This is a genomic window from Mycobacterium sp. NGS51 (genome assembly GCF_059812525.1).
On sequence record NZ_JCALCV010000006.1, the window covers coordinates 259,032 to 285,527 of the forward strand.

The 26,496-nt window shown below is 64.0% G+C and carries 24 protein-coding genes and 1 tRNA gene; 9 read left to right on the forward strand and 16 right to left on the reverse strand.

Annotated features, from left to right (window positions below; all coding sequences use genetic code 11):
* Both AC5Y5W_RS10285 and fabG read right to left on the reverse strand, forming a co-directional pair.
* The gene (locus AC5Y5W_RS10285; protein ID WP_500012713.1) at positions 1-1,224 is read right to left on the reverse strand and encodes an acetyl-CoA C-acetyltransferase; all 1,224 of its coding nucleotides are present in this window, start codon (positions 1,222-1,224) and stop codon (positions 1-3) included.
* Complete coding sequence (fabG, locus tag AC5Y5W_RS10290) at positions 1,221-2,018, reverse strand: 3-oxoacyl-ACP reductase FabG (protein ID WP_500012715.1); 798 nt, start codon at positions 2,016-2,018, stop codon at positions 1,221-1,223. Before fabG ends, AC5Y5W_RS10285 begins: the two co-directional genes overlap by 4 nt.
* Before the next feature lie 56 nt (positions 2,019-2,074).
* Here fabG and AC5Y5W_RS10295 point away from each other — a divergent pair, with 56 nt between their 5' ends.
* On the forward strand, positions 2,075-3,250 hold the full coding sequence (locus AC5Y5W_RS10295) for an acyl-CoA dehydrogenase family protein (RefSeq protein ID WP_500012762.1): 1,176 nt from the start codon (positions 2,075-2,077) through the stop codon (positions 3,248-3,250).
* A complete protein-coding gene (locus AC5Y5W_RS10300) occupies positions 3,247-4,068 on the forward strand; it encodes a mycofactocin-coupled SDR family oxidoreductase (protein WP_500012717.1) in 822 nt (273 codons plus the stop codon). Before AC5Y5W_RS10295 ends, AC5Y5W_RS10300 begins: the two co-directional genes overlap by 4 nt.
* A gap of 104 nt (positions 4,069-4,172) precedes the next feature.
* On the opposite strand, the gene AC5Y5W_RS10305 is transcribed toward AC5Y5W_RS10300, so the two are convergent.
* Positions 4,173-5,234 carry a phosphotransferase family protein gene (locus tag AC5Y5W_RS10305; protein ID WP_500012719.1) on the reverse strand — a complete coding sequence of 354 codons (1,062 nt, stop codon included), beginning with the start codon at positions 5,232-5,234 and terminating at the stop codon, positions 4,173-4,175.
* Positions 5,235-5,527: 293 nt separating this feature from the next.
* On the opposite strand from AC5Y5W_RS10305, the gene AC5Y5W_RS10310 reads away from it, so the two are divergent.
* Positions 5,528-6,961, forward strand: coding sequence for a WS/DGAT/MGAT family O-acyltransferase (locus AC5Y5W_RS10310; RefSeq protein WP_500012764.1), 1,434 nt, complete (start codon positions 5,528-5,530; stop codon positions 6,959-6,961).
* A gap of 39 nt (positions 6,962-7,000) precedes the next feature.
* Here the strand turns inward: AC5Y5W_RS10310 and AC5Y5W_RS10315 are convergent, their stop codons facing one another.
* From AC5Y5W_RS10315 to AC5Y5W_RS10340, 6 genes are all read right to left on the reverse strand, one after another.
* The gene (locus AC5Y5W_RS10315) at positions 7,001-7,807 is read right to left on the reverse strand and encodes a lysophospholipid acyltransferase family protein (protein WP_500012721.1); all 807 of its coding nucleotides are present in this window, start codon (positions 7,805-7,807) and stop codon (positions 7,001-7,003) included.
* Positions 7,804-9,072, reverse strand: a complete 1,269-nt coding sequence (locus tag AC5Y5W_RS10320; protein WP_500012723.1) for a cytochrome P450 — start codon at positions 9,070-9,072, stop codon at positions 7,804-7,806. Before AC5Y5W_RS10320 ends, AC5Y5W_RS10315 begins: the two co-directional genes overlap by 4 nt.
* A gap of 112 nt (positions 9,073-9,184) precedes the next feature.
* Positions 9,185-10,144, reverse strand: a complete 960-nt coding sequence (locus AC5Y5W_RS10325; RefSeq protein WP_500012725.1) for an SDR family NAD(P)-dependent oxidoreductase — start codon at positions 10,142-10,144, stop codon at positions 9,185-9,187.
* Positions 10,145-10,156: 12 nt separating this feature from the next.
* The gene (locus tag AC5Y5W_RS10330; protein WP_500012766.1) at positions 10,157-11,605 is read right to left on the reverse strand and encodes an aldehyde dehydrogenase family protein; all 1,449 of its coding nucleotides are present in this window, start codon (positions 11,603-11,605) and stop codon (positions 10,157-10,159) included.
* 28 nt (positions 11,606-11,633) lie between these two features.
* A complete protein-coding gene (locus tag AC5Y5W_RS10335) occupies positions 11,634-12,527 on the reverse strand; it encodes an SDR family oxidoreductase (protein ID WP_500012727.1) in 894 nt (297 codons plus the stop codon).
* Positions 12,520-13,650 (reverse strand): spirocyclase AveC family protein, encoded by a 1,131-nt coding sequence (locus AC5Y5W_RS10340; RefSeq protein ID WP_500012729.1) that lies wholly within the window; start codon positions 13,648-13,650, stop codon positions 12,520-12,522. The genes AC5Y5W_RS10335 and AC5Y5W_RS10340 overlap by 8 nt, the downstream gene beginning before the upstream one ends.
* 408 nt (positions 13,651-14,058) lie before the next feature.
* On the opposite strand from AC5Y5W_RS10340, the gene AC5Y5W_RS10345 reads away from it, so the two are divergent.
* Positions 14,059-15,366, forward strand: coding sequence for a TetR/AcrR family transcriptional regulator (locus AC5Y5W_RS10345; protein ID WP_500012768.1), 1,308 nt, complete (start codon positions 14,059-14,061; stop codon positions 15,364-15,366).
* Between the two features lie 99 nt (positions 15,367-15,465).
* Positions 15,466-16,308 carry an SDR family oxidoreductase gene (locus AC5Y5W_RS10350; RefSeq protein ID WP_500012731.1) on the forward strand — a complete coding sequence of 281 codons (843 nt, stop codon included), beginning with the start codon at positions 15,466-15,468 and terminating at the stop codon, positions 16,306-16,308.
* On the opposite strand, the gene AC5Y5W_RS10355 is transcribed toward AC5Y5W_RS10350, so the two are convergent.
* Positions 16,305-17,378: an NAD(P)H-dependent amine dehydrogenase family protein gene (locus AC5Y5W_RS10355; protein WP_500022272.1), complete on the reverse strand. Its 1,074-nt coding sequence runs from the start codon at positions 17,376-17,378 to the stop codon at positions 16,305-16,307. The genes AC5Y5W_RS10350 and AC5Y5W_RS10355 overlap by 4 nt on opposite strands.
* 8 nt (positions 17,379-17,386) lie before the next feature.
* Complete coding sequence (locus tag AC5Y5W_RS10360) at positions 17,387-17,881, reverse strand: LLM class flavin-dependent oxidoreductase (protein WP_500012735.1); 495 nt, start codon at positions 17,879-17,881, stop codon at positions 17,387-17,389.
* A gap of 166 nt (positions 17,882-18,047) precedes the next feature.
* On the opposite strand from AC5Y5W_RS10360, the gene AC5Y5W_RS10365 reads away from it, so the two are divergent.
* Positions 18,048-18,470: a lipoprotein LpqH gene (locus AC5Y5W_RS10365; protein WP_500012737.1), complete on the forward strand. Its 423-nt coding sequence runs from the start codon at positions 18,048-18,050 to the stop codon at positions 18,468-18,470.
* Here AC5Y5W_RS10365 and AC5Y5W_RS10370 read toward each other — a convergent pair whose 3' ends face one another.
* From AC5Y5W_RS10370 to AC5Y5W_RS10380, 3 genes are read right to left on the reverse strand one after another with little or no spacing between them, the layout of a single operon-like run.
* Complete coding sequence (locus AC5Y5W_RS10370) at positions 18,471-20,210, reverse strand: ABC transporter ATP-binding protein (protein WP_500012740.1); 1,740 nt, start codon at positions 20,208-20,210, stop codon at positions 18,471-18,473.
* Positions 20,207-22,801: an ABC transporter ATP-binding protein/permease gene (locus AC5Y5W_RS10375; protein ID WP_500012742.1), complete on the reverse strand. Its 2,595-nt coding sequence runs from the start codon at positions 22,799-22,801 to the stop codon at positions 20,207-20,209. The genes AC5Y5W_RS10370 and AC5Y5W_RS10375 overlap by 4 nt, the downstream gene beginning before the upstream one ends.
* Entirely contained in the window at positions 22,801-23,451 is a 651-nt protein-coding gene (locus tag AC5Y5W_RS10380; protein WP_500012744.1) for a TetR/AcrR family transcriptional regulator, read from the reverse strand. The genes AC5Y5W_RS10375 and AC5Y5W_RS10380 overlap by 1 nt, the downstream gene beginning before the upstream one ends.
* 273 nt (positions 23,452-23,724) lie before the next feature.
* On the opposite strand from AC5Y5W_RS10380, the gene AC5Y5W_RS10385 reads away from it, so the two are divergent.
* Both AC5Y5W_RS10385 and AC5Y5W_RS10390 read left to right on the forward strand, forming a co-directional pair.
* Positions 23,725-23,997: a hypothetical protein gene (locus AC5Y5W_RS10385; RefSeq protein WP_500012746.1), complete on the forward strand. Its 273-nt coding sequence runs from the start codon at positions 23,725-23,727 to the stop codon at positions 23,995-23,997.
* Between the two features lie 640 nt (positions 23,998-24,637).
* Entirely contained in the window at positions 24,638-24,967 is a 330-nt protein-coding gene (locus AC5Y5W_RS10390) for a hypothetical protein (protein WP_500012748.1), read from the forward strand.
* 430 nt (positions 24,968-25,397) lie between these two features.
* Here AC5Y5W_RS10390 and AC5Y5W_RS10395 read toward each other — a convergent pair whose 3' ends face one another.
* Positions 25,398-25,709, reverse strand: coding sequence for a DUF732 domain-containing protein (locus tag AC5Y5W_RS10395; RefSeq protein ID WP_500012750.1), 312 nt, complete (start codon positions 25,707-25,709; stop codon positions 25,398-25,400).
* A gap of 372 nt (positions 25,710-26,081) precedes the next feature.
* Here AC5Y5W_RS10395 and AC5Y5W_RS10400 point away from each other — a divergent pair, with 372 nt between their 5' ends.
* A complete protein-coding gene (locus tag AC5Y5W_RS10400; protein WP_500022273.1) occupies positions 26,082-26,270 on the forward strand; it encodes a hypothetical protein in 189 nt (62 codons plus the stop codon).
* Between the two features lie 13 nt (positions 26,271-26,283).
* On the opposite strand, the gene AC5Y5W_RS10405 is transcribed toward AC5Y5W_RS10400, so the two are convergent.
* Positions 26,284-26,371: transfer RNA gene (locus AC5Y5W_RS10405), tRNA-Leu, on the reverse strand.
* Positions 26,372-26,496: the final 125 nt, after the last annotated feature.

Here is a 26,496-nt window from a genome sequence, read left to right on the forward strand (position 1 = left end):
TCACGGTGAGACCCGTTCGAACACCGCGGCCAGTCCCTGGCCGCCGCCGATGCACATGGTTTCCAGGCCGTAGCGGGCTTGGCGTCGTTGCAGTTCGCGCGCCAGCGTGGCCAGCATCCTGCCGCCGGTCGCGCCGACCGGATGGCCCAGCGAGATCCCGGATCCGTGCACGTTGGTGCGCTCCCGATCCGATGCGGTGAACCCCCACTCCCGCATCACCGCAAGCGCTTGGGCCGCGAACGCCTCGTTAAGCTCGATGAGTTCGATGTCGCTCAGTTGCAGCCCCGCCTTCGCCAGTGCAACCTCGGTGGCAGGCACCGGGCCGATACCCATGATGTTGGGCGCCACTGCCGCGGCCCCCCACGACACCAACCGAACCAGCGGCGTGAGCCCCAGTTCGTCGGCCTTCTGCGGCGTGCTCACCACGCACATCGACGCCGCGTCGTTTTGCCCGCTGGAGTTCCCGGCGGTCACCGTCGCATCCGGATCATCAGCCAGCAGAACAGGTTTGAGCTTGCTCAGCGACTCGACCGACGTGTCGGCACGCGGATGTTCGTCGGTGTCGATCAGTTCTTCACCCTGGCGCGTACGCACCGCGACCTGGATGATCTCCTCGGCCAGGATGCCGTCCTTCTGCGCGGCCACCGCTCGCCGGTGCGAGGTCACCGCGAGTTCGTCTTGCTCGGTGCGCGAGATGCGGTATTGCCGGCGTAGGTTTTCGGCGGTCTCCAACATGCCGCCGGGCACTGGGTGGTGGCGACCGCCGGCGGTCGTCCGCCCGCGAGCGAGCCCGTCGTGCACCCGCACACCGCTGCGCGCACCGCCCCACCGCATGTCGGTGGAGTAGAACGCCACGTTGCTCATGCTCTCCGCACCGCCGGCTACTACGAGGTCGTTGTCGCCGCTGGCGACTTGCAGGCAGGCCTGGATGACCGCTTGCAGCCCTGAGCCGCAGCGGCGGTCGACCTGCATGCCCGGCACCGTCACCGGCAGCCCGGCGTCGAGTGCCACCACCCGTCCGATCGCCGGCGCCTCGCTACTGGGATAGCAGTGCCCGAGGATGACGTCGTTGACGGCTTCGACTGGGATACCGGTTCGCTTCAGCAGCCCGGTCAGCGCGGCGACACCGAGGTCGACGGCGGTCAGCGATGTGAACATGCCGCCGTAGCGGCCAATCGGTGTCCGGACGGGTTCACAAATTACGGCTTCTCTCGGCCCGGTCACATGAACCGCCCGCCGGTCACGTCCAGCACGGTGCCTGTCATGTACGACGACAGGTCGGATGCCAAAAACAGCGCGACGTTGGCGACTTCGGCCGGCTCACCGGCGCGGCCCATCGGGACTTCGGCTACCTTGTCGTCCCAAATACGTTGCGGCATCGCTTCGGTCATCGCCGAGCGGATCAAGCCGGGCGCGATTGCGTTTACCCGTACACCGAGGTGGGCGAGCTCCTTGGCGGCGGCCTTGGTCATCCCCACGATTCCGGCCTTGGCCGCCGAGTAGTTGGTCTGCCCGACCATCCCGACCTTGCCCGACAGCGACGACATATTGACGATCGCGCCGCGCTTGTTCTCCCGCATGATCCCGGCGGCCTTCCGGAGGCCATTCCAGGTTCCCTTCAAATGCACCGCGATAACTTGGTCGAACTGTTCCTCGGTCATCTTGCGCATCGTCGCGTCGCGGGTGATCCCGGCGTTGTTGACCATGATGTCCAAGCTGCCGAACCGGTCGACGGCGGTGGCGACCAACGCGTCGACGTCGGCCGCGAGCGTGACATCGCAGCGCACCGCGAGCGCGACATCATCGCCGCCGAGTTGCGTGGCCGCGGCCTGCGTTGCCTCGAGATTCACGTCGCCAAGCACGATGCGCGCACCCTCGGCGACGAACCGCTCGGCGATCGCGAATCCCAATCCCTGGGCTCCACCGGTAACGACTGCGGTTTGACCGGTCAGCAATGACACCTGATCACCATCCTCTTCGTGCTCGGACCCCCGACATTTTTGCACATCATATTTCATATATGATCGCCCGTGGTTTGGGCGCCTGCCGTCGCCCGGAAGGGAGTGTGGACTTCATGGCCGCTGCCGCCGTCGACGACGACGATTTCCAGCAGATCCTCGCGCAGACCCGCCAATTCGTCCGCACCGCCGTCATCCCGCGCGAGCAGGACATCCTGGCTAGCGACCGAGTGCCCGAGGACCTTCGCGAGCAGACCAAGAAGATGGGGCTGTTCGGATATGCCATCCCGCAGGAGTGGGGTGGACTCGGTTTGGACCTCGCCCAAGACGTCGAACTGGCGATGGAGTTGGGCTATACCTCGCTGGCGCTGCGCTCGATGTTCGGCACCAACAACGGCATCGCCGGCCAGGTCTTGGTCGGCTTTGGCACCGACGAGCAGAAGTCGCGCTGGCTGGCGGCGATGGCCTCCGGCGACGTCGTCGCCTCGTTCGCGCTGACCGAGGCCGGCGCCGGGTCCAACCCGGCCGGACTGCGCACCAAAGCCGTTCGCGAGGACGATGATTGGGTGATCTCCGGCGAGAAACGCTTCATCACCAATGCACCAGTGGCCGATCTGTTCGTGGTGTTCGCCCGCACCCGGGCCGCAGACGACGCGGGTCCGGGAATCGCAGTGTTCTTGGTTCCCGCGGATGCCGCGGGCGTCGAGGTCGGCGCCAAGGACGCGAAGATGGGCCAGGAAGGGGCGTGGACGTCCGACGTCCGCTTCACCGACGTCCGGGTACCCAGCGACGCGCTGGTCGGCGGTAGTGAGGATGTCGGCTACCGGGCGGCCATGACCTCATTGGCGCGCGGCCGGATCCACATCGCCGCGCTGGCGGTGGGAGCCGCGCAGCGGGCACTGGATGAATCGGTGACCTATGCGGCCACCGCCACCCAGGGCCACACGCCGATCGGCAATTTTCAACTGGTGCAAGCGATGCTGGCCGACCAGCAGACCGGGGTGATGGCCGGGCGCGCGATGGTCCGTGAGGCTGCCCGGCTGTGGATCACCGACCAGGACCGCCGGATCGCACCGTCGGCGGCAAAGCTTTTCTGCACCGAAATGGCCGGCAAGGTTGCGGATTTAGCGGTGCAAGTCCACGGCGGCAGTGGCTACATGCGCGAAGTTCCGGTGGAACGGATCTACCGCGACGTTCGGCTGCTGCGACTCTATGAGGGGACCAGCGAGATTCAACGCCTGATCGTCGGATCGAATCTGGTCAGGGCGGCGTCGAAAGGACAGCGTGCATGAGCGGTCGGCTGACGGGCAAGGTGGCCTTCATTACCGGAGCGGCGCGAGGCCAGGGTCGTGCGCACGCCGTCCGGATGGCCCGCGAGGGCGCCGACATCATCGCCGTCGACGTCGCGGGCAAGCTGCCGTCCTGTGTCCCCTACGATTCGGCCACCCCGGAAGATCTCGCCGAAACGGTGCGCCTGGTGGAAGCCGTTGACCGTCGAATCGTTGCCTCCAGCATCGATATTCGAGACTTTGACGGACTGGGCGAGGCAGTCCGCGACGGCGTGACGACGTTGGGGCGACTGGATATCATCGTCGCCAACGCCGGTATCTCGGCGCCGCAGGCCTGGAACGACATCACCCCCGAATCGTTTCGGGACGTCATGGACGTCAACGTCACCGGCACCTGGAACACCGTGATGGCGGGCGCGCAATCGATTATTGACGGCGGCCGCGGTGGGTCGATCATCTTGATCAGCTCCGCGGCCGGGATGAAAATACAGCCGTTCATGGTGCACTACACGGCCAGCAAGCACGCCGTGACCGGGATGGCCCGCGCGTTCGCCGCCGAGCTGGGCAAGCATTCGATCCGGGTCAACAGCGTACATCCGGGACCGGTGAATACCCCGATGGGCAGCGGCGACATGGTCGCCGCGATCACCAGCACCGCCGAAACCAATCCACAGCTGACCAATATGTTGACCCCGTTTCTGCCGAGTTGGGTGGCCGAGCCGGAAGACATTGCCGACGCGGTGTGCTGGCTGGCCAGCGATGAATCACGCAACGTCACGGCAGCCCAGATCGCGGTCGACCAGGGCTCTACGCAGTACTGACTCTGACGCGCCCCCTCTTGCCGCGAGCGTGCGTGTCGCCGGTCGACACGCCGAGCTAAGAGCCGGGTTTGCGCACGCTCGCGGTGAAGGACGCGGTGAAGGACCTAGCCGCCGATCAAGTCCAGCGTGCCGAGATCGCGGATCGCCTGACAACCGCGGCTCAGCATGGTCAGCACCATCTCGTCGCCGCGGTCGGTGGCCGTGGCGAACGCGAACCCCAACGCGGAGATCAGCAGAGCTTGCGGCATGCCGAGTCGGTAGTCGTGCCAGCATGTTTCGCGGTCATAGCCGGTGACGCCGTGGCCGGTGAGCGTTCGATGATAGGCCTCGACAAGATCTGTTTCGATCGCCGAGCGTAGTTCGGGCTTGAGGCTGGTGGCGGTGAAGTAGGCCAGATCGCGCGCCGGCAGGCCGACGCCCAGCGTCTGCCAGTCGACCACCGTGATGGTCTTGGCGTCGTAGTTGAACAGCATGTTGTCGAGTCGGTAGTCGCCGTGTAACAGGGAGAAGCGGTCTTGTTCGGCGAGCAGCCAGGGCGTCACCAAACCCATGGTGGTGGTGAAAGTTTCCCGGTCGGCCGTGCTCATTCGGTCGCCGAGTTTGTCCAGCGTGATGTCAGCGCTCATTCGCGCAACTTCGCCCAGACCGTTGGCCGAGGCTTCGTCGGGCCGGGCGAAGGCAATGCCGGGGAAATCCAGCCAGACCGGATCACACCAACTGGGTCCGTGCAGACCGGCCAACGCTGTGACGGCAAGCCGCGCTTCCCGCTCCTCGCAGCCGGCGATTTGGTCACCCTGTACCGCCGGCGCCTGATCGGCGAGCAGCAGCGCATAATCCATCGCGTCCTCGGTGATCGCGCAGTAGAAGCACTGCGGTACCGGCACTTCGACCCGGTCAGCCACCCCGGCGTAGAACGCACATTCACTGCGGTAGCCGATCGTGACCCGGTCACGCACGGTGTCGTCCTGCGCGGGCAGTTTGATCACAAAGGTGGTCGGCAAGCCGTCCGGATTGGCCGGGTAGCCGGCCGACACCCGGTATGTCGCCCCGGTCTGCCCGGTGCCGATCGCCGTGACGTCGACCGTGGACACCGCGATTACCGAGCCGCGATCGCTGAGTACTTCCGACAGCCATTCGCGGGTGACGTCGGCCGGGTATCGCGGCATCGGTGCGCGTTCAGCCGCAAACTCTGGCAATGTGCCTCCCAACGACGGCGGTAACCGGACGATCCCGCCCGACTGACCTGCCAACTGTAAGCCATACGGCATCAGACGCGACCACGTTGGCGGACCTGCGCCCGAGGCACATCATTGCGCCGGTCGCCCACTTACCAAAGAACCAAAACTTTGTCTGGCGTCCGCTCCACGTTGCCATAATGTTCGTGTCGGCGGGTGATGGCCCGCAGACCCGCAGCGACGGGCGCGAAAGCGGGCAGGTACCGAACAAGCGGGGTATGGGCGTGAAGCGGCTCAATGGCATGGACGCAATGCTCCTCTACAGCGAGACGCCGAACCTACACACGCATACCGTAAAGGTCGCGGTTGTGAATACCGCGGACTACGGCGGTGAGTTCAGTTTCGAGCTAGTCCGCGACACGCTGCGCAGCCGCCTGCATCGCCTGGAACCGTTACGGTACAAGCTGGTTGACATTCCGGGGCGGCTACATCATCCGATGTGGCTGGAAAACTGTGAAGTCGACATCGACTATCACCTGCGACGGGTGGCAGTGCCCAGCCCGGGCGGCCGCCGCGAACTCGACTGCGTCGTCGGTGAGATCGCCAGCGCTCCGCTGGACCGCCGCCGTCCGTTGTGGGAGTTCCACTTCGCGGAGGGTATGGCCGATCACCGAGCCGCTCTAATCGGAAAAATTCATCATGCCTTGGCGGACGGGGTGGCATCGGCGAATTTGCTCGCCCAAGCGATGGATCTGGAACAGCCCGTTGAGGACAAGCGCGATATCTACGGTGTCTGTCTGCCGCCGCCAAAGCTGGAGCTTCTGCGGGCGGCTGCCCGCGACCATGTACAGCAAGCAGCCGAACTGCCGGCACTGATCAAGGACGCTCTTTCCGGCTTTCGGCGAGTGCGCCGTCGTTCACGAGAACGAGGCGAGCAAAAGGACTTGGCCAAACCGCTACAGGCGCCGCCCACGTTTATCAATCATGTGGTGTCGCCCGCGCGCACTTTCGCCACCGGAACACTCTCGCTTGCCCAGGTGAGGGAGACCAGTAAACACCTGGGAATCACTATCAATGCCATTGTCCTGGCGATGGCAGCCGGGGCACTGCGGGAACTATTGTTGCGCTACGACGGCAGGGCCGACTACCCACTCGTCGCCTCGGTGCTGGCGAGCACCGACAAATCAGCGGACCGGATAACCGGAAACGAACTGAGCGGTATGCCGGTATCGCTGCCCGTGCACATCGACGATCCGCTGGAACGATTGCGACTGACCTCCACTGCCGCCGCGATCGCCAAAGAAAATTACGAACTGCTCGGTCCGGATTTGTTCGGCCGAATGGTGACGTACCTGCCGCCCACCGCCGCAACACCGGCGTTCAGATGGTTGGCGAGGCGGGATATCCGAAACAAGCTTTTCAACTTTCCGATCTCCAACGTGCCGGGGCCGCGGGAACGCGGCCACTTCGCCGGGGCCCCGGTCAGCGAGATTTACTCTGCTGGTCCGTTGCCGCCGGGCTGCGGTATCAACGTGACGGTGTGGAGCTACGTCGACCAACTCAACATCTCGGTCATCGCCGACGACCACACCCTCGCCGATACTCATGAGGCGACGGATGCAATGATCCACGCATTCTCCGAAATACGCAGTGCGGCCGGGCTTCCTAGCGAGCTAACCGAGGTCTGCACCGCCATGCCGCAAGTCACCGCCTGCTAGCACTCGTCGGGGCCCGGCATCACCGTCAACGGATCGTCTTCAGCCCAGCACCGGAAGCCGACGTTCGCGAGCCAGTTGGTCCAGTGCGGTCTGCATCACCGAACGAACTTGGGTATCGATCTCGTCGACCGCGGAGCCGTCGGCTTGCAGCGCAGCGACGTCGATCGGCTCGGATATTTGAGCCACTATCTTGGTCGGCAGCGGAATATTCACCGGAAGCAGCGCACTCAGCCCGAACGGGAAACCCAGAGTGACTGGCAGAATATCCGACCGAAAGCGGGTAAGACCCAATTTTTTGGCTAGCCACGTTCCACGAGTCAAGAACAACTGGCTTTCCTGGCCGCCGACGGACACGATCGGCACGATCGGCACCCCGGCTTCGATTGCGGTCTTGACGTATCCGGTACGGCCGTTGAAGTCTATGACATTCGCAGTCAACGTAGGCCGGTAAGCGTCGTACACGCCGCCGGGGAAAGTCAGTACAACCCCACCCGACCGCAGCGCCCTGACCGCGGTTTGCCTGTCGGCGCGAATAACGCCCAGGCGCGCCAGGCAATCCCCCAGCGGTCCGACGAACAATCCGTCGTGACCGAGCGTATAGAGCGGACGACCATAACCCAACTTGTTGTAGAAGGCTGAGGCGAAGATCAGTACATCAGGTGTCAGCATGCCACCCGAGTGGTTGGAAACCACTAGCGCACCGCCGTTGGGCGGCAACGATTCTAGGCCGCGCACGTTCGGGCGAAACCAATACTTGGCTATGGTCCCCGTGGCATTGACGAACCGCTGGATAAAGCCACGGTCCCACCTGAGGAACTCGTAACTGTCCGAGTTATCCGCGCTCACCGGATCGGATTGAATTCGAGGTGCAGTTGGGTCAGTCCCCGCATTTGCCAGGTCGGCTCATAGCTGTAGCGACGAGCGTCCGGAGGGCCGTGTACCGCTTCGCAAATGGTGATGTCGGACATTCGGTCAAGGATGCGGTTGAGCGAAATCTGTCCCTCGGCACGGGCCAGCGGTGCGCCGGGACAAGAGTGGTTGCCGCGCCCGAAGGCCACGTGCTCGCGCACGTTGGGGCGGTCGAGGCGGAAGCGGTCGGGTTCCTCGAACTTTCGCGCATCGCGGTTGCTGGCCCCAGGCAGCAACATCACGGTGCAACCAGCCGGAATCGGAACATCACCGATCGTCGTCGAGGTGCGTGCCATGCGGAAGTGGGACTTGACCGGACTTTCCATTCGCAGTGTCTCCTCGATGAAGGCTGGAATGCGGTCACGTTCGGCACGCAGCTGCGTTTGGAGCTCGGGATGTTCAGCGATCGTCTTCATCCCGAAGCTGAGCAATTTCGTCGTTGTTTCCTGTCCGGCCGCAAACAGGAACGTGGCGAGCCGAACCACGTCGATGATGTCGGGAGTTGACCCGTCCGGATATTTCGCCAGAGCCAGTTGCGTCAGTACGTCCTCACGTGGCTCTCGCCGTCGTTCGGTGATGTGGGCAGAGAACTTATCGTCGAGCCACTCCAACGGATTGTGGGCACGTGTCACCGAATCGTCCTCGATCCCCCCGGAAAACTGGCCGGAAAACACGGCACGGAATTCTTCGTGGTCTTCTGCCGGGACGCCGAGTAGATCGGCAATGACCAGCCCCGAGAACGGCCTGGCGTAGTCATCGAGAAACTCGCACTTGCCGCGGAACACGAATTCGTCGAGCTGCTGATCGGCGAGCCGCCACATGAAGTCTTCGTTTTCCTTGAGCCGCTTAGGAGTTAACAGACGGCTAAGCAGTCCGCGGGTCCGCGTGTGATGCGGTGGGTCTTGGGTGACGATGTGTTCGCTCATCGGGATCTGCGAACGGTGTTGCTCGATGAGCGCACTGATGTCGTCGCCCTCAGGCTCGAAGGGCAGGCCGGAAAACGGCCCGGCGACCGACACGCACGCCGAGAACGCCGGGTCCCTGTACACCGAGAGGGCATCGGCATGTCCGGTCACGGCCACCACGTCGTGCTGTGAATCCCGCCGCACCGGGCACTGCGCGCGAAGAAAGTCGAAATATGGGTAGGGATCTGGGATCAGCGATGCGTCGGAGAAGTAATCAACCGTTTCGAAGTCGCGCACGGTGGCCTCCCACAGATTCGTATGACACCGCACATGCGGTGACCCACACCCGCACTCTATGCTGGAACAAATATTAGGTCAAATCGGAGCAGGCGGCACACCTGTCGGCTCGCTACTGCACCACCGTCGTGGTTTCAGCTGCCCGCGCGGCGGTGAGATCCATGATGGTGTCCAGGTTGTGCGCGATATCCTCAGCCGTCAGCGGCGATTTGGTCAGCCCCTGCGTGTGCACGATGGCGATGCGAGCGACCGAGCCCATGCCCGCCTGCAGAATCTCGCCGTTGAGGGGGCATGATTCGTGCGCCAAGAAGGCGGCCGCCGGGGCGCACATTTCCGGAGGCATGCTGGCGTTGATCTCTTCCATGACCTCTTTGGGCATGTCCAGAACGGCCGACAACCGCTCGGAGTGTGAGGCCGACATCCGGGTATAGGCCCGCGGCGCAACAGCATTGACTCGGATTCCATGGGCGAGGCCCTCGGTGGCCAGATTGCGGGTGAGGCCGAACACCGCTCCCTTGGCCGCGCCATAACTGGTCAGCTCGGGAATGCCGCCCAGCATGGCCTCGGAGACGGTGTTGACGATGCGTCCGTATCCAGTGCGGACGAAGTGCGACCACGCGGCTCGGCTGACGAACAGTGTGCCGAAATAGTGCACGTCGAGCATGGCGCGGTGTTGCTCGATGGAGAGTGCGTCGAAGGCGCCGGGGTCGTGGATGCCCGCATTGTTGATGACCGCATCGAGGCGTCCAAATGCGTCGATCGCGGTATCGACGATGCGTTGTGCGCCGCGTTCCTCGGCCACCGAGGCATGGCATGCCACCGCCCGTCCACCGTGGTCGTTGATCTCGCCAACGACGTCCTCAGCCGGTGCCGGCGACGCCCCGCCGCCGCCAATCCCGACGCCGTAATCGGCGACCACGACACGAGCGCCCTTCGCGGCCAGCAGTAACGCGTGGCTTCGCCCTATCCCGCGGCCGGCTCCGGTCACGACAACCACGCGGTCGTCAAAGCGCAACTCCGTCAGCACATCGCCGAGGGCATCGACGTCATCGAGATCGTCAAACCGCTGCACTGATGCCCTCCTTCAGCCCGCGGGATACCCCACCGACTTGACTTCGGTGTACTGGTCGAATCCGGCCACACCGTTCTGGCGGCCCACCCCGCTGTACTTGTATCCCCCGAACGGGGTATCGGCCCCGTAGGGGGCGCCACCGTTGACGCCCATGAAGCCGGCCCGGATCCGCCGCGCCACCGCCAGCGAATGCTCCAGCGAGCCCGACATCACATTGCCCGCCAATCCGTACGCACTGTCGTTGGCGATGCGAATCGCGTCCTCTTCGTCGTCGAACGGGATGACCGCCAGCACCGGGCCGAAAATCTCCTCTTGCGCGATGGTCATCGAGTTGTCCACGTCAGTGAAAAGGGTTGGCCGAACGAAGAATCCTTTGTCGAATCCGGTGGGCGCATCTGGTCCGCCGACCAGTGCGGTGGCGCCTTCTTCGACGCCCTTGTTGATGTAGCCCATCACGCGGTCGCGCTGCACCTCCGAGATCACCGGACCGCACAGGGTCCCGGGATCCTGCGGGTCACCGCACGTGACGTTCTCGTAGATGCCCTTCAGGATCGCCACCCCCTCGTCGTAGCGAGAGCGCGGCAGCAGCATCCGGGTCGGGTTCGCACAGCCTTGCCCGGCGTGCATACACGGCGCGATGCCGATCGCGCATGCCATTCCGAAGTCGGCGTCCTCCAAGACGATGGTGGCCGACTTGCCGCCGAGCTCGAGGAACAGCCGCTTCATCGTGGCGGCACCCTTCTCCATGATCCGCTTGCCGACCACCGTCGAGCCGGTGAACGAGATCAGGTCGACCTTGGGCGACAGCGTGAGCTCCTCGCCCACAAAGTGATCCGATGCGGTGACGACGTTGACTACACCGGCGGGGATATCAGTCTTTTCGGCGATCAGCCGGCCCAACCGGGTCGCGTTGAACGGCGTGTTCGGCGCCGGCTTGAGCACCACGGTGTTGCCGGTAGCCAGCGCCTGACCGAGCTTGTTGATCGTGACCTCAAAGGGGAAGTTCCACGGCACAATTGCGCCGACCACGCCTACTGGCTCCCGCCATACTTTGCGCGACGTCAACGTGCCGGTGAGGCTGATCGTCTTGTCGCCGAGGTCGGTTTCCCATGGGTATTCGTCGATCAACTTCGCGGGGTAGCGCAGCCCGTCTTCCAGCGGGGCGTCCAGCTGCGGACCGAAGGTTATTGCCCGCGGCGAACCGACCTCGAGAATGAGTTCCTCGCGCAACTCTTCCCGCTCGGCGTCGATCGCGTCGTGCAGCTGCAACAGGCAACGCTGGCGCAACTTGTGGTCGGTGGACCAATCGGTTTCGTCGAACGCCCGCCGGGCGGCGTCGATGGCCCGGTGCATATCTTCTTTCGACGCGTCGGCAACCTGGCCGATGACCTCTTCGGTCGCGGGGTTGATATTGGCGAACGTGCCCGCGCTACCCTCGACCAGCTTGCCGTCAATCATCATCTTCGATTCGAAACGAATCGTGGAGGTGTCAGCCATTTTTCTCCGTCTCCTGGGTTGTGAGGGCGCCGAACCGGGGTTGTCCCATCATCAAACGCGTCATGTGATGAAGTCCAGCGGCAGGTAGTAGCCGGTTGGCGAGCAACAGCATCCGTGCATCGGGCCCCACCGAGCGCCGGACGAACGGCGCGCGCGCTTCGAGAGCCTTGGCCAGCCCAGCCGCGAAGCGCTCCGGTGGCCGCGCGGTGAGCTTCATCGCCAATCGGCCCCGCCGGTCGATGGTGGCGTGTTGACGCGCATAGGGCCCTTCGAGGTCGCGGCAATCCGTCGTGCCTGCGTCGGTGATGATCTCAGTGTCGTAGGTCCCGGTGACCAGGATTGTCACCCCCAGGCCGAATGGCGCGATCTCACCGGACAGCGATTCACCCCACCGCTCCAGAGCTCCCTTGGCTGCGGAATATGCGGCGGTCGACGGCATGCCGCGCACACCGCTCTGGCTGGAAACCATGACGATTCGCCCTCGGCCGGCGGCCCGCATTGCCGGAAGCAGCGCGTTCGTCAAAGCTACCGGCCCAAAAATGGTGGTCTGAAACATCCGCTCCCACAGGACGCTCGGGGTTTCCTCAGCCATCCCGGCGGCAGAGATCCCGGCATTGTGCACCACCGCGTAGGGTGCGCCAACGGCTCCTTCGATCATCTTGGCGGCGGCAACAACCGATGCGGAGTCGGTCAGATCCAGTGCGATCCCGATCAACCGCGCGTCGTCGTCGGGCGCACCGGTGGCTTCACGCAGCCGCGACAATCCCGGCTCCGGGTTACGCATTGCGGCCACGACGCGCCATCCCCGCCGATACAGATGGACCGCGGAGGCAAACCCGAGTCCGCGTGACGCACCGGTGATGACGACGCTGCGCGGCTCAACCATTGCCCGGCCCGCACCGTCCGTCGTCGGCCGGTAGTTGGGCGTCCGGCCGCCCGTTCGGCTGGCCGCTCAACCAGGTCGACCAGATGCCCACCGAATACGGACCAGGCTGGCCCTCCTTCTCGTAAAAGCCCTGGGGGTCATAGATTTTGGCCTCCGGGTAGGGCCACGGGCAGGCGACCGTCCGTGACAGGTGAGTCATTTTGACCAGGGCAAACGTGCCGCCATAGCAGAAGTAGCCGAGGTTGATCAGGACCAGCATCACCACGAACATGCCGAGGGTTGGACGGCTGGCGAAGATTTTCGCCCGCTGCGCCAGTTTCTCGGCGACAGTGCGGCCGGTGTCGTCGCGGTACAGCAGCACCCCGGCCGGCACCATCACGAAGTTGACCGCCAGTATCTCGAAGATGAACGGGAACTGGTGCGTCTGACCGACGAAGATCGACCCGAACGGGACTTGGGAATAGATGTACATGCCGGTTTGAACCAGCGTGATCTCCAGTGCCGCGTCCAAGAGCATGCCGAACGGGAGGATGCAGATCGACAGGCTGACCAGCGGGTGGCGCCACACGAAGGAGTCGGCAGGCCGACGCGCCTGGATCCGGCGCAGCAACCAGATGCCCGGGAAATAAGGAGCCAGGTAGAACATGATGTAGCCGAGGACCACGAACGGCTCGACTGTTGGCGAGAGCGATACCAGGGGCCAGTCTTCTGGTAGGTGATGTAGCTCCGGGTTGTAGACAGCGAACGGCGCCCAGTTCATGATCGGGTCCTGCCAGACGATCAACGTCGTGACGATTCCCATCAACAGCACGGGGTGATACGGGTGCCGGCGCCACACGACTACATAGGTGACCGTGATGAGGACCATCACGACGATCGTGAAGGCTTCCAGGACACCGAGCCAATGGTCGAACCCGAACAAGACCGGCACCGGCCGCGGCGGCGGCGACGCGGTGACCTCGGGGTTGCGGACCCGGTCGGACGTCAGGCCGGTGCGGGCATTGGCGAGGAAGAAGACGAGCACGCCGACCGCGGCGGCTACCCATGCCCAGATCCACGGCGATCCTTTTCGCTGTGCGGGGGGCGGCCTTCCCGTGGTCGGCGTTGCTTTTTCTACGGTCATCGGTTACTCCTCTCCGAAACGGTCGACGAGGTGGGAGTTGGCGCACCTCACCACCCGCTTGCTGTGCGACCTAAAATTTGTTCAGACCCTAACGTGCCCTCTGCTCATCGTCAATCGTCGTGTCGGGCAAGGCGCGGAGTCACCTAGTTTTGTTGCGCTGCAACGAGCTAGTGGCGGCTGCGTCCGATCAGGCCGCTCGTCGCCACCCGGGCTGGGTCTTCGTCCGCCGGACTACCGCCGCGTTCAGCAGCTTCACACTGCCCGGTGACGGGGCTACCTTCTGGTAGCGTTTTACCAAACATTCGGTCACCCGGCCTGGCCCGACCTGCACCGGGCGACCAACGACGACTGCCGGGAAGACCCGGGATGGGAGCTGAGACCCGTGGAGGTGTCATGGTGGGTTCGCCCATGACACCGAAGCTGCGCCAAGCCCAGCCGGGAGCTTCCAGCGAAGCCACCGGTGGCGCCTACGACGACGGGACCCGCCGCACCGAGATCCTGCAGACCGCGGAATCGTTGATCGCCTCCTCCGGCCTGCGCACCTCGCTGCAAGAGATTGCCGATGCTGCCGGCATTCTGCCGGGTAGCTTGTACCACCATTTCGAATCCAAGGAAGCGATTCTCGTCGAGCTTGTCCGGCGGTATTACGCCGATTTGGAGCGCATCGGCGAAATCGCCCACGAAAGACTGGACGAGAGCTCACGGCCGGCCGCTGCGGCGATCGTCGATCTGGGATCGGCCATCGCACGGTGCGCCGTGGCGCATCGTGCCGCACTGCAGATGTCGTTCTACGAGGCGCCCAGCGCGAATACGGAGCTGGTCGAATTGCTCCAACATCCGCCCGACGCGGTCCAGCACGCGATGCTGCAAACACTGCGTGCAGGCAGATGGAGCGGGTACATCCGGGCGGATATCGATCTACCGACGCTGGCGGACCGGATCTGTCAGTCCATGATGCACGTCGGCCTCGATGTCATCCGGCATACCGCCGCGGCCGATCAGGCCGCTGCACTGCTGTGCCGGATCATGTTGGAGGGACTGGCCAGTCGACCGCACAGCGACGAGGAATTGGATCGTTCCAGCGCCTTCGTCGCTGCCGAGGCGGCCATCAAAACGTGGGCCGACGACCCGGATTCTGGGATCAACGACAAAGCAGTGCATGTCCGCGCGGTGGCTCGTGCCGAGTTCGGCCGCAAAGGATATGAGGTCACCACCATCCGGGATATCGCCTCGGCGGCAGGACTGGGGACCGGCACGGTCTATCGGCTGATCGGCTCAAAAGATGAGCTCCTCGGGTCGATCATGGAGTCGTTTGGCAAGAAAGCCGGGGGCGGCTTTGCCGCCGTTCTTCGGTCGGACGCCACGCCCACGGAGAAGTTGGATGCCCTGACCTGGATCAACATCAACGCCTTGGATCAGTTTCCTGACGAGTGGAAGATCCAGCTGGCATGGATGCGGCAGTCCCCACCTGATACGCCCAATCCCGGGTTGTTGTTCACCATGCGGATGCGGCAACTGAAATCACTGCTTTCCGAGGGGATCCGGTCAGGAGACATCCGCGTCGACACGCCCTCCATCGAGATGCTGGCGCGGTGTGTGATGGACGTTCTGTGGATGCCGGAAAATATCGTGCGCGCTCAAGGGACGGGAGCAGCCTTGATCAACGCCCGTGACACGGTGGTGCGCGGCGTTGCCGACCGCGACGCCGGCAACTAGCGGAATCCCGCGGCCCGCGTAGGCGCACTCAGCTATTGAAACCAAATATATGTTCTACGTAGAGTGCTTGCAGGTTGCAGTTCCCCCGGAAGGAGAACAATGTCCGGTATCGAGCAGTTCCGGTACGACGGCAAGCGAGTGCTCGTCGTCGGCGGCGCCACCGGCATGGGCGCTGCGGCAGCCAAGACCGCGGCGGCGCTCGGCGCCGAAGTAGTAGTCATGGACTGTGTGCCGGTGACGTACCAGGCGGCACAAACAATAACGGTCGACCTGACCGACCGGACCTCGATTGACCGCGCACTCGACGAGATGAGCGGACCGGTCGATGCCGTCTTTTCAGCCGCCGGTATTGCTGATGGACCAAAGCTGATGCGGGTCAACTTTATTGGACATCGCCATCTGATCCAGCGGCTGCTAGACGGTGACCGGTTGCGCCGCGGCTCGGCGATCTGTTTCATCTCTTCGGTAGCCGGTATGGGCTGGGAGAACGACTTGCCCCTCCTTCAGGAGTTCTTGGCAACTCCCGATTACGACAGTGCCGATGCCTGGGTCTCGGCACACGAAGCCGAAGGCATCATCCACTACGGCTTCAGCAAAAAGGCCATCAATGCCTACGTGGCGACCCAGGCCTACTCGCTGTTGAAGAAGGGCGTGCGCATCAACGCCATCTGTCCGGGCCCGACGGATACGCCGCTGGCTCGGGCCAACGCCGATCTGTGGCTGACCTTCGCCCAGGATTACCGGGACGAAACCGGTTGCCAAGTCCACACGCCAGATCAGATGGCCAACACGATGGCTTTTCTGAACAGCGACGCAGCCTGTGGTATCAGCGGCATAACTCTGCTCGTCGACAATGGACACGTGATGTCGTCGCTGACCGGGGCATTTCCGCCGGGCAAGCCCATCATGGACTTGATCATGGGCCGGGTGACGCTCGCCTAGAGCGCGTGGCGCGGCAAGGTGATCGGCAGATCAAGCGAACTTAGCAGCCCTGCCGGCGCGTCCACGACATAGGGAATGGCGTTGACGACCCGCATTGCGGTGGCCGCCATCGCGCCCCGGCCGGCGCCGTGTCCCTCAGCTTCGCCGAGCGTCATCGAGCAGTGGATGTCAGGGTCTCCCTCGATGTCGACGCGGTAGGTGGCGTCGCAGTCGGAGTTCAGCCAGTCCGGGGCCACGTCGCGGGCCATCCGGATGATGTGCTCGACCACGATCGCCTCGCGGCCATCGACGACACCAGCGGCACGGGTACTCACCGCGCCGCAAGTTCCGGCTGCAATCGTCCCGAACGCGACCTCGATGTCGCGATCGGCCAGCCGACGGTCGAGCGTGCCACGGATCTCTCGCACTTCGACCCCCAAGCCCTCTGCTATCAGGTGAATCGGTGCGTTCCAAGCCATCTCGATGAATCCCGGAGTGCTCAGCATCGGCTCGAAGTCGAGCGGACGGCCGAACCCCATCCCGTCCATCATGACGCTGGCCACCGGGTAGTGGTCGTTGAGCGCAACCTCGGTGACTGTCAGTTTGCGAATTGTCTTCGATTGGGTCGAGAGCACCAGCGCGAGTTGATCCGAGCCGAACCCGGGAAAGATGCCCGACGCGTAGAACGAGACACTTCCCGATTTGGCGGCCGATTCGAGCTGATGCCGCCACTCGGCGTGAAAGTAGGCGGGCGGGTAGACCAGGCTGGTGGACGTCGTGGAGACCACGTTGATTCCGGCCTCGAGCAACCTCAGGTAGTCGGGTACCGCGCCGGCGTCGCGCTGCGGGCCGCTGGCGGTGTATACGACACAGTCCGGGCACAGCGCGATAAGCGCATCCGCGTCGTTGGTTGCCGCCAGGCCGATGGGGGCGCCACCGGCGAGCTCGCTCGCATCGCGACCGTCCTTGTCGGGCGAATGTACCCAGACGCCAACGAGTTCGAGGTCGGGGCGTCGCAGAATGGCATCGATGGCGATCGAACCGACGCCGCCCGTGGCCCATACGACGACTCGAATTGGTTTCGCGGCCATGATTCTCCTCAGTCAGGATCGGTATTCACGTGCGCCTCCGCGGCGGCAGCGACCGCACGCTCGAGGTAGGGCCAGGCGAGGTCGGGCGGCAACCCGGCGCATAGCGGCAGTAGCGGCAGACTCCGACCGCCGCGGACGTAGTCGATCGCCTCGTCCGAGGTGAAAACGCGATACGGGCCCGGTGCTTGGCGCAATTGAGTCACGTTTGTCGCGCGCGAAATGCTGGCCACCATTACGTCGCCGTGCCGGTAGGCGGCTGCGGTCATCGCATCGTGCAACAGATAGGGCCCCAGCTCGTTCCATGCCCGCTCCGGGTCGTCTGCGACGAACACCGTTGTCGGCGCGCCGCCGTCGGGAAACTGCGACAAGCCCGGTTCATTGCCATGGGCACGGCATGCCGACTCGTAGAAGTCCTTGAGGCCCGGCGGGTTTGCCTGCGCGATAAACCCCAATCCATGTCTGGCCGCCCGCTGGGCCGCCGCTCGACCGCCACCGGCGATCATTCACCGTTCCCCTAAACCACGCAGACTATAACCTAATGTTTGTTCTCATCGAAAGTGCGCGGCGGGGACGCGGGATTTCGTTTCGAGCGTTGAGGGGAGCCCGTCGCAGTAAGCTTCACTTTTCGACCGCAGCGATTTGTCGCGGATGGGGGAAGGAAGGTGGCCGGTGAGAATCCGTTTCATCGTCACCGTGCTGGCAGCTTCAATACTGGCGGCGGGCGCTGCGGGATGCACGCCCCATTCCGAATCGGTGCACCAGAAGACCGCCCGGGTGACGATCAACGGCCATACTCGTACCTCGCATGCGGTCTCCTGTAGCCAGGTGCAATGGTTGTTGACCGCTGACATCGGCGCTGCGCCCGCCCGCGTCCAGGCGGTCATCGATTTGGGTCAGAAAAATCCCACGCCCGAGTCCGTCCACATCGATAACTTCGACGGCTTCACCGGGGTCGCCGACGCTGGCGTCGGCAAGGCGAAGGCCGTTTTCTCCCGGGACACGTACACCATCACCGGTACCGCCCAAGGGACTGACCCCGACAATCCCAACACTCCGGCAACCGCTGACTTCAAGATCGAAGTGAGCTGTTGACTAACCGGCTGTGACCCGCCACTCGGCAGCATCGTGCTGCTGTTGCCAAAACTCACTGAAACGTCCGTCCGCGGAAAGTAATTCGTCGATGCTGCCATCCTCCACCACTCGACCGCTTTCCAGAAACAGCACCCGGTCGGCATGACGAACGCTCGCCAACCGGTGGGCCACGATCACCCCGGTGCGCGCAAGCGGATCGACGGTGAGGGCGTCGACCACCGCTGCTTCGTTCTCGGTGTCCAGAGCACTGGTCGCCTCGTCGACCAGCAGGACAGGGGCGGATTTCAGCAGAGCCCGTGCGATGCTGACCCGCTGGCGCTCGCCGCCGGACAGCGCCGAACCGGCCTCCCCCACGACCGTTTCAGCGCCATCGGGCAGCCTGCCGATGAGCTCGTCGACGCGCGCCAGCCCTACCGCCCGCGCATACGATTCGTCGCCGGCAACCGGGTTGCCGGCAAGCACGTTTTCGCGGATCGTACCGTGGAATAGATACGGATGTTGAAACACCACACTGGTTGTCGCGCGCCGCGCTTCGGCACTCAGCGTCACGGCGTCGACGCCGTCGATGAGGACCCGACCTCGAACCGGCTCGTGCAAGCCGGCGATCAGCGCCAAGATCGTGCTCTTGCCCGATCCGGAGGGCCCGACAATCGCGGTCGTGGTCCCCGGCTGCAGTGCAAAGCTGACCCCGTCGAGCACCGCTTCCCCGCCCCCGCTGCCGTAGCCGAAGGTGACGTTGTCGAACTCGATGCGCGGCGCCGCATTGCCGGACAGCGTTCCGGTTCCGGCACCCATGGCGGGTGCGGTGAGTACGGCATGGATGCGGTCGAGGGTGGCGCGGGTGCTCTCAAGGGCCGGCGCCAACTCGCTGATGGTGGTGAACGGCTCCAGGTAGCGGGCGATCACGACGATCAGGGCGATGGATTCGGGCACGGACAGCGTGCCGGTCACCGTGAGCGCCACCGTCGCGCCCGCCAGCAGGATCAGCGCCAATTGGCTGGCCAGACTGAACAGCAGCTGGCCTGGAATCTGCATCAGCAGCAACCGCATTGCGGTTCCGTGCTGGGCAGCCAGCGCGTCGCCGACCAGGCTTCGCGCCGGCTCGACGCGCCGCGCGGCTCGCAGCGCCTGCTGGGTTCGAGCGAACTCGATAATCCTTTCGGTCAGCGCGGTGTTGGCCTCGCCGGCGGCGGTATCGGCGCGACGGGCAAGGCGTGCGGAGCCGCCCAATGCGCCCAGCAGCAACGGCACGCCGCCTAGGGCGGCCGCCGCAAGCTGCCACGAGATCGGCAGCAGGGCAACGGCGATAGCGGCTGGCAGCAGGATCGCGGTGACCAGTGGCGTCAACAGATTGACAACCAGACCGACGAGTTCCGGACCGGTTGCCGCGATCGCCTGGCGTGCCGTCGCGGTGTTCTCGGCGGTGAACCAATCCAGCCGGACATCTGGAAGCCGCTGCGCCACATCATGCTGCGTGTGGTCGAGCACCGCGAAACCCAGATCGAAGCCGATCCGCACGGTCGTGGTGTCGACCAACCATCCGGCCGCCGTCGCGGCGGTGAGCCAGCCCAGCCACACCAGCGCGCGTTGCGGGGCGTCGCTGAATAATGCGCCCACCAGCGGGACCAGCAACACCGTTCCCGCTGCCCGTACCACGACAGAGACCAGCGCCAGCACGGTGTAGGCGATCACGTTGGCACGCCGATCTTCCGGCACGAGGCGTATCCACGTGCGGATCATCGCGCTACCTCCTGAACGGCTGTGTCAGCGATCGGGCCGCGGCGACCGCTATCCCAAAGTCGTCGATAGCGGCCGTCCGCGGCGAGCAACTCGTCATGGGTGCCGCGTTCAGCGACCCGGCCCTGGTCGAGCACGACGATCTGGTCGGCTGCGGTGACGGTGTGTAGTCGATGGGCGATCACTAGAACGGTGCGTTCCCGGGTCAGCCGGTTGAGCGCTTGCTGGACAAGGTATTCCGATTCCGGGTCGGCGAATGCCGTGGCCTCGTCGAGGATCAGGATAGGAGTATCGGCGAGTATCGCGCGGGCAATGGTGAGCCGCTGCCGTTCGCCGCCCGACAGCTCGCAGCCCGCACCCAGCACGGTATCGTAGCCGTCCGGCAATTGCAGGATCCGCTCGTGAATTTGCGCCTCGCGAGCCGCGGTCTCCACTTGTGCGGCGGTGGCGTCGGGAACGGCCAGCGCGATGTTCTCGGCGACGGTACCGTGCACGAGCTGAGTTTCCTGCAAGACAAACCCCACTCGGGTGTAGAGCTCGTCGGCGCTCAACGCCCGAATATCCTGTCCACCAATGTGTATCGCACCGCACTCGATGTCGTGGAACCGGGCCACCAGGGCGGCGAGCGTCGACTTCCCAGACCCAGATGGGCCGACAAGAGCGGTGACCGTGCCCGGCCGCAACGTCAGCGATACGTCTTTGAGCACCGGAACGCCGGGCCGGTAGCCGAAGCTGACACGGTCGATCAACACCGTCCCGGCCGACTCACCGTCCGAGACGTCGCGCGCTTGATCTAGCACTCTGAGGTCGCGCTCGTCGAGGACGATCTGGAGCCGACGAGCGGCCGAGAACCCGGCGCCGATGCCGCCGATCCCATATGCGATCCCGAGCAGCCGCGCACCGAATGTGTTTCCCAACAACAAGAACGGTAACAGGTTTACCGGATTCAACTTGCCCGCGACGACCAGCAGGGTGCCGGTCACCGCGATCAACCACAAAAATGTCGACGGGCGGGTGGCCAGATCCATCAAGGTTTTCTTGCCGACGAGGGGACGCTGCCAGGTGACCAGGAATTCGATGTACTCCTCCAACTGGCCGCGGAAACTCGAGGCGGCGGCACCGCCGAAGACCCGAATCACCGGCTGACCCTCGAGATACGCAGCGGCTTCGTCGCTCATCTTCTCGGCCCATCGCTGGGATTGAACGATGCGCGGGCCGGACTGAACCGTGATCACCGAGGTCAGCACCAGGTAGACCAGAACAGGCCCAAATAGGACGAGTGCTACCCGCCAGTCAACCACGAATAGGTAGACCAGCACGGCCACCGGCGCGATGACCGCGGCGACCGCGTCCGGAATGGCATGCGTCACCAGGTAATGCAGCGACAGGGTGTCGTCCTGCACCAATTGCTTGATCGAGCCCGACCCTCGTGCCGTGAACCAGCCCAGTGGCAGCCGGGACAGCTTGCTCAGCAATCGCGAACGCAAGTCGCTGGCGAATCGTGCGTCGACAACGTGCAGCCATAACGTCAGTGCGGCGCCGAGAACGGTACTTACCCCGAGCAGCGTGACAGCCGCGATACCGAGCGCCCACAACCGGGACGGCTCGGCGCGTGACAGCAAAAGCCGGGCCAATTCCACCAGCAGCACGAAGGGCGCGAGCTGCAGTAGCGTGAGCACTGCCTGCAGCACACCGGAGAGAATCAGCACCGGGCGCAACGGCGCAAGCATCCGGCCGGCCGCCTGGGCGCGCCAACTGCCGCGAGCTCGCGTGACCGCGGCGTCGACTACCGGTTCAGCCTGTATCTGCTGTGCTGCAATATTTTCCGCCGTCGCTGGCGGCTCAGCACCACGGCGGGTGCCCATCTCGCGCCCCGCGCTCCAGTAAGCCTGAGCATGTATCTCTGACTTGGGAAAGCCGAATTCGTCACGCAGTCGCTTCCGGACATGCTTGAGGGTTGTAGCTTCCGGTGTTGCCCAGGCATACCAGTTCGACCAGTCTCGGCTCTCGAGTACCGCGGCCAGCGATTGCTCGTCACGTCGTGCGGCCCAGTGCACGCGCAGCCGAGGATGCTGCGCGAGCGGGATCAGCGTGTCGTTGTCGTCGTGTTGCTCGAGGTACAGTTCGATCGGAATATCCTCTGGGACAGTTCCGATGATTCCGTTGATCCCAGGGATTGATGCAGCGTCGCCGATCAACAGATAGCCTGCCGGCTGCTCGCCGGGTATGTCGAACCGCGACGAGCCCATCAGCGACATCACCGCGATCGTGGCGCCCGGTTCGACGGTGCGTGCCCATGTCGAAGCCGGACCGGCGGGGTCATGCAGCACGACGTCGACCGCGAAACGGCCGGCGTCGGGGTCAGCCTCGGAGATGGTGTAGGCGCGTTGGAACTCGGTGTTGGACCCGTCCGGGTCGGGAAACCAAAACCGCAGCCACGCTGCGGGTTCAGCCATCACCTCATCGAACAAAGTGGGCGACGTCATGCGTATCCGCACGAAATGCGGGGCGACCCGGACGGTTTCGAGCACCGTCGCCAGGTGATCGCGCGCGCCGAAGCTCCGCAACATTACACCCTGGAACCCGCGCGCCATCAGCGGTCCTTTCCCGCGGCGGATTCCGCCACGACTTCGGCGATCGGGCGCCCCGGCGGAATCGACGCGACCAGACCCCGGATCGAAGCGGCCAGCAACAGCCGCACGAATTCTGTACTCGACAGCTCCGGCAACGAGACGTGGGCCGGACCAAGCTGCGCATCACCGGCCAACCGGTGGGCAACGGCGTCGCGCTCCAACTCGAATCCGCTGGCCTGGTTCCCGGCGGTTGCGTTGGTGTTGCTCTCTTCTCGAGCAGCAAGGCTAATCGCCAGTGTGGCCACGGCGCTGCTCAGCACCATCGCCGCGTCGGCGGCGTAGCCTCGTCGGCTCAGCGCCTCCATCTCGTTGGCCAACAACCGCGTACCGGCGGCGCCGCGTGGGAACAGGACCTGCAGATAGGACGCGAGTCCTGGGTGCTCGGCGGTGAAGTCCAGCAGTTGCAGCCCGAAGGACAGCAGGTGTTGTTCGATGCCGGCGCTCAGATCGTCGCGCAGCTCGAGTTCGGCGAGCACGCTTTCACCGACCAGGCGCTCGAGCTCCCATCGACCGTCGACATGCCTATACAGGGCTGTTGCCGATACCCCGAGGCGCGCCGCGACCGCATTGACGCTTAGCCGTTGCATCCCCAGCTCACGGCCCGCCCGCACGACGTCATCGATAGCGATGAGCGGAGGTCGCCCTCCAACACGCGAGGCAACGGTTCGCACCCGGCACACCACCTCAGCTCGGTAAGTTACCCCCACAAACTAAGGGTCTCCTTACCAAAGGTCAACCCCGTCATGTCGGTGGCCGCTCGTAACATCTGCTGCATCAGGAGAGGAACCATGACTAGACACAGTTGTCTGCGATGCGGACTCGAAACTCGTTGCTCACACGGCAGTTGGCCCGACCGTCACCCAGCGGCCGCTGTTGTGTTCGCGGTGCCGATAACCATCATTGGGCTCGGTTCGATCGCCGCCTATCCATGGCTGTTCGTGCCGCTGCTCGCCTTGGCCGCTGTGGCGTACGTCGTGGACCGTGAACATCGCCGCCGTGCGGCGTTGGCCGCTCGCGCCGACTACGAGCACCGGGCGCTCGCGGCTGGCTCGGTGCCGCCGGTAGTGCCGCTGGCGGTGCGGCAGACACATTCGCTGCCGTGGCAGACCGTCCATCTGCTGCGCACCGAGCCGCTGCGGATCCCAGAGCGCCGTTGAGCCCCATCCGCTGAATGCGTGCCGTATCCCAACAAGGGCTCAGCGCCGTGCCAGAACCCGACCGCAATATGCGTCGATGGCAACGTCCCCCGAGCGATAAGCCATCCGCAGCGGGCGGTAGTGCGTCAGCTTGCACCGGCCTGTCAGCGGTCCTAGCGTCACCTGCATGAGCACGGATGACACCGCCGCGTCCGAGCACGGCGCAGATGCCGAGACAACCCAAGTGCCGTCACCGCCAGGCGACGAACCAGAGCTGGCCTGGTCAGTCGATGACGATACCGATGAGGTGTCGACCAACCGGCACGGTCGACTCGTGTGGGCCGCTCTTGCCGTCCTTGTCGTCGCCATAACGGCTGCGTTGGTCCTGCTGGTATCAACGCTTTTCGGTCGGCACCGTTCGGATATAGCTGAGCCGCAACCGATCCCACCGTCGCCGCCGTCTTCGACTGTGGCAGCAGCGCCAGCACCACCGATTGTGACGGCAGCTCCTCCGGCACCGTCTGTGGCTTCGGCTACCCCCTTCACCACCCTGGCGGGCAAGTGGGAAGGACATGAGCGGGAGCTGAGCGTCTCCGCCGACGGGACTATCGAGATGGACATCCCCGACTTTCCAGCGTGCCCTACGTGCAGTATGGCCTCGATGCCCGATGCCACCATCCGCATCGGCTTGACTTCCTACGACAGCGGCCCAGACGGTACGCCTGACAGCAGCGGGAAGTTCTTCGGCTACGTCAAGGACAGCTCGGATACCCGTGTGGTTCCTGTAGGCGTACCTGTCGAAGTCGATGTGATGAAGGCAAGCGATTACAGCTACCTTGGCAGCCCTGTTGACCACACCGCACCAGGGCGAGTGCTCACCGTTTCGATCAACGGCGACCACGTCGGTGCGATGAACGAGGGGCATCAGTTGGGCGATCCGGTTCCGTTCTGTGACAAAGCTTCAGCGCACCAGTCTGTGTGCGGGGCATGAGATAGGCACTTGTAAGAGAGATCAACTGAATAGGCGTGCGCCGAACTATCGATGCAACTGGAAACCATCGATGCTGAGCTTGCGCTGCTGGCTGATCTTTGTCAGGCGTGCCGCCAAACAGACCGGGGGCATTACCGTCGATGCCGCTAAACCAACGCAATGCGTTGACGCGAATCTGACCCGCTTAGTCAATCGGTCTTCCAACCAAGCCCCAGCCCTTCCGCCGCATATGACAGCTTGCTCTCGCTCTCCGATAGATTAGTGCGATGACAACCCAGACCATCCTGCTCATCGCCGCCGTGGTCGCCTCTGTCGCGTTAACCATCTGGCTCACGCAGCGAGGCGGCCCTAATCGCTGAGGGTTTCCCGTACGGTCTGAATCCGATTCTGGGCAGTTAGGCAGTGCCCACGTCACTACAAAGGTTGCTCTCTAGCAGAATTCATGCTGCGCGGAGAGCACTTTAGGATGGCGCGACGAATCACAGGCATCAAGCCATGCCGGATTGTATTCACAGAAGGCGCCCACAGAAGAGCCGATCAGTTCGTTGACCTGCTCCTGGCTGAGGTTGGGCCAGTTGCGTTCGATGCCCGCTTCGACATCGTTCTCGCTGGCGGTGTCGAGTGATTCGCATATGCCTCGGCCTAAGCCAACCTCATCCGTCCATTCGCCTTTGAGGCGGTAAAGCTCAAGAATTCGCTGCTGAGGTGTGGGAGATGGCTTAGACCAACGCATTCCGAGCACGTCGAGTAACCTTTGCCTTGCGCTGCGCTGCTCGATACGTGCACGAATCGGGTTACGGGTGCGTGATGTGCAATTCCTGCGGCGGCGAATCGTGTCAGAGAACGCGGTGCAGATCGATGCCCGCCATGTTGTCGGACCCACCAAAGGACGTGAGGCCCGCTCGGTGTCGGTGCCTGAGTTCGTTTTGAATGGCTATCGATGCAGTGCAAAGGCAAGGCTGCGACCGATGTTCGGTGGTCGCGGCGGTGGGTATCTGCCGCGACCGAGGTCGTCCAACGGGTGGTTTCCGCGTGCGGTCACCACGGCTGGGGTGCAGAGCGTCACTCCGCACGATCTCCGGCACCCTGTGCATCGCTGGCGGTGAGCGCTGGTGTGAACGTGCTGGCGCTGGAGCGGATGCTCGGGCACAAAGACCCGAGTGTGACGCTGCGGGCCTATGCCGACTTATTTGACACTGATCTTGATGTGGTCGCTGCGAACCTTCATGCGAAATATTCGCGAGAAAAGTGTGCTCAAAATGAGCTTACCGAGCGCTTACGCGAACGTAAAAACACCCTCTGAACTGCGCAAACACTGGTGCGGGCGGAGGGACTCGAACCCTCACGCTCTTTCGAGCACGGGCACCTAAAGCCCGCGCGGCTGCCAAATTACGCCACGCCCGCAAGCCCAGCGATCGTACCGCTCAGCTTGCGGACGAATCTGTCGGTGGTCCCTCCTAACTTGGATTCAGAACGGCAGCGAAAGAGGTGGAAGAATGCGATCCGCGGAGGAGTTCGCAGCGGTGCAG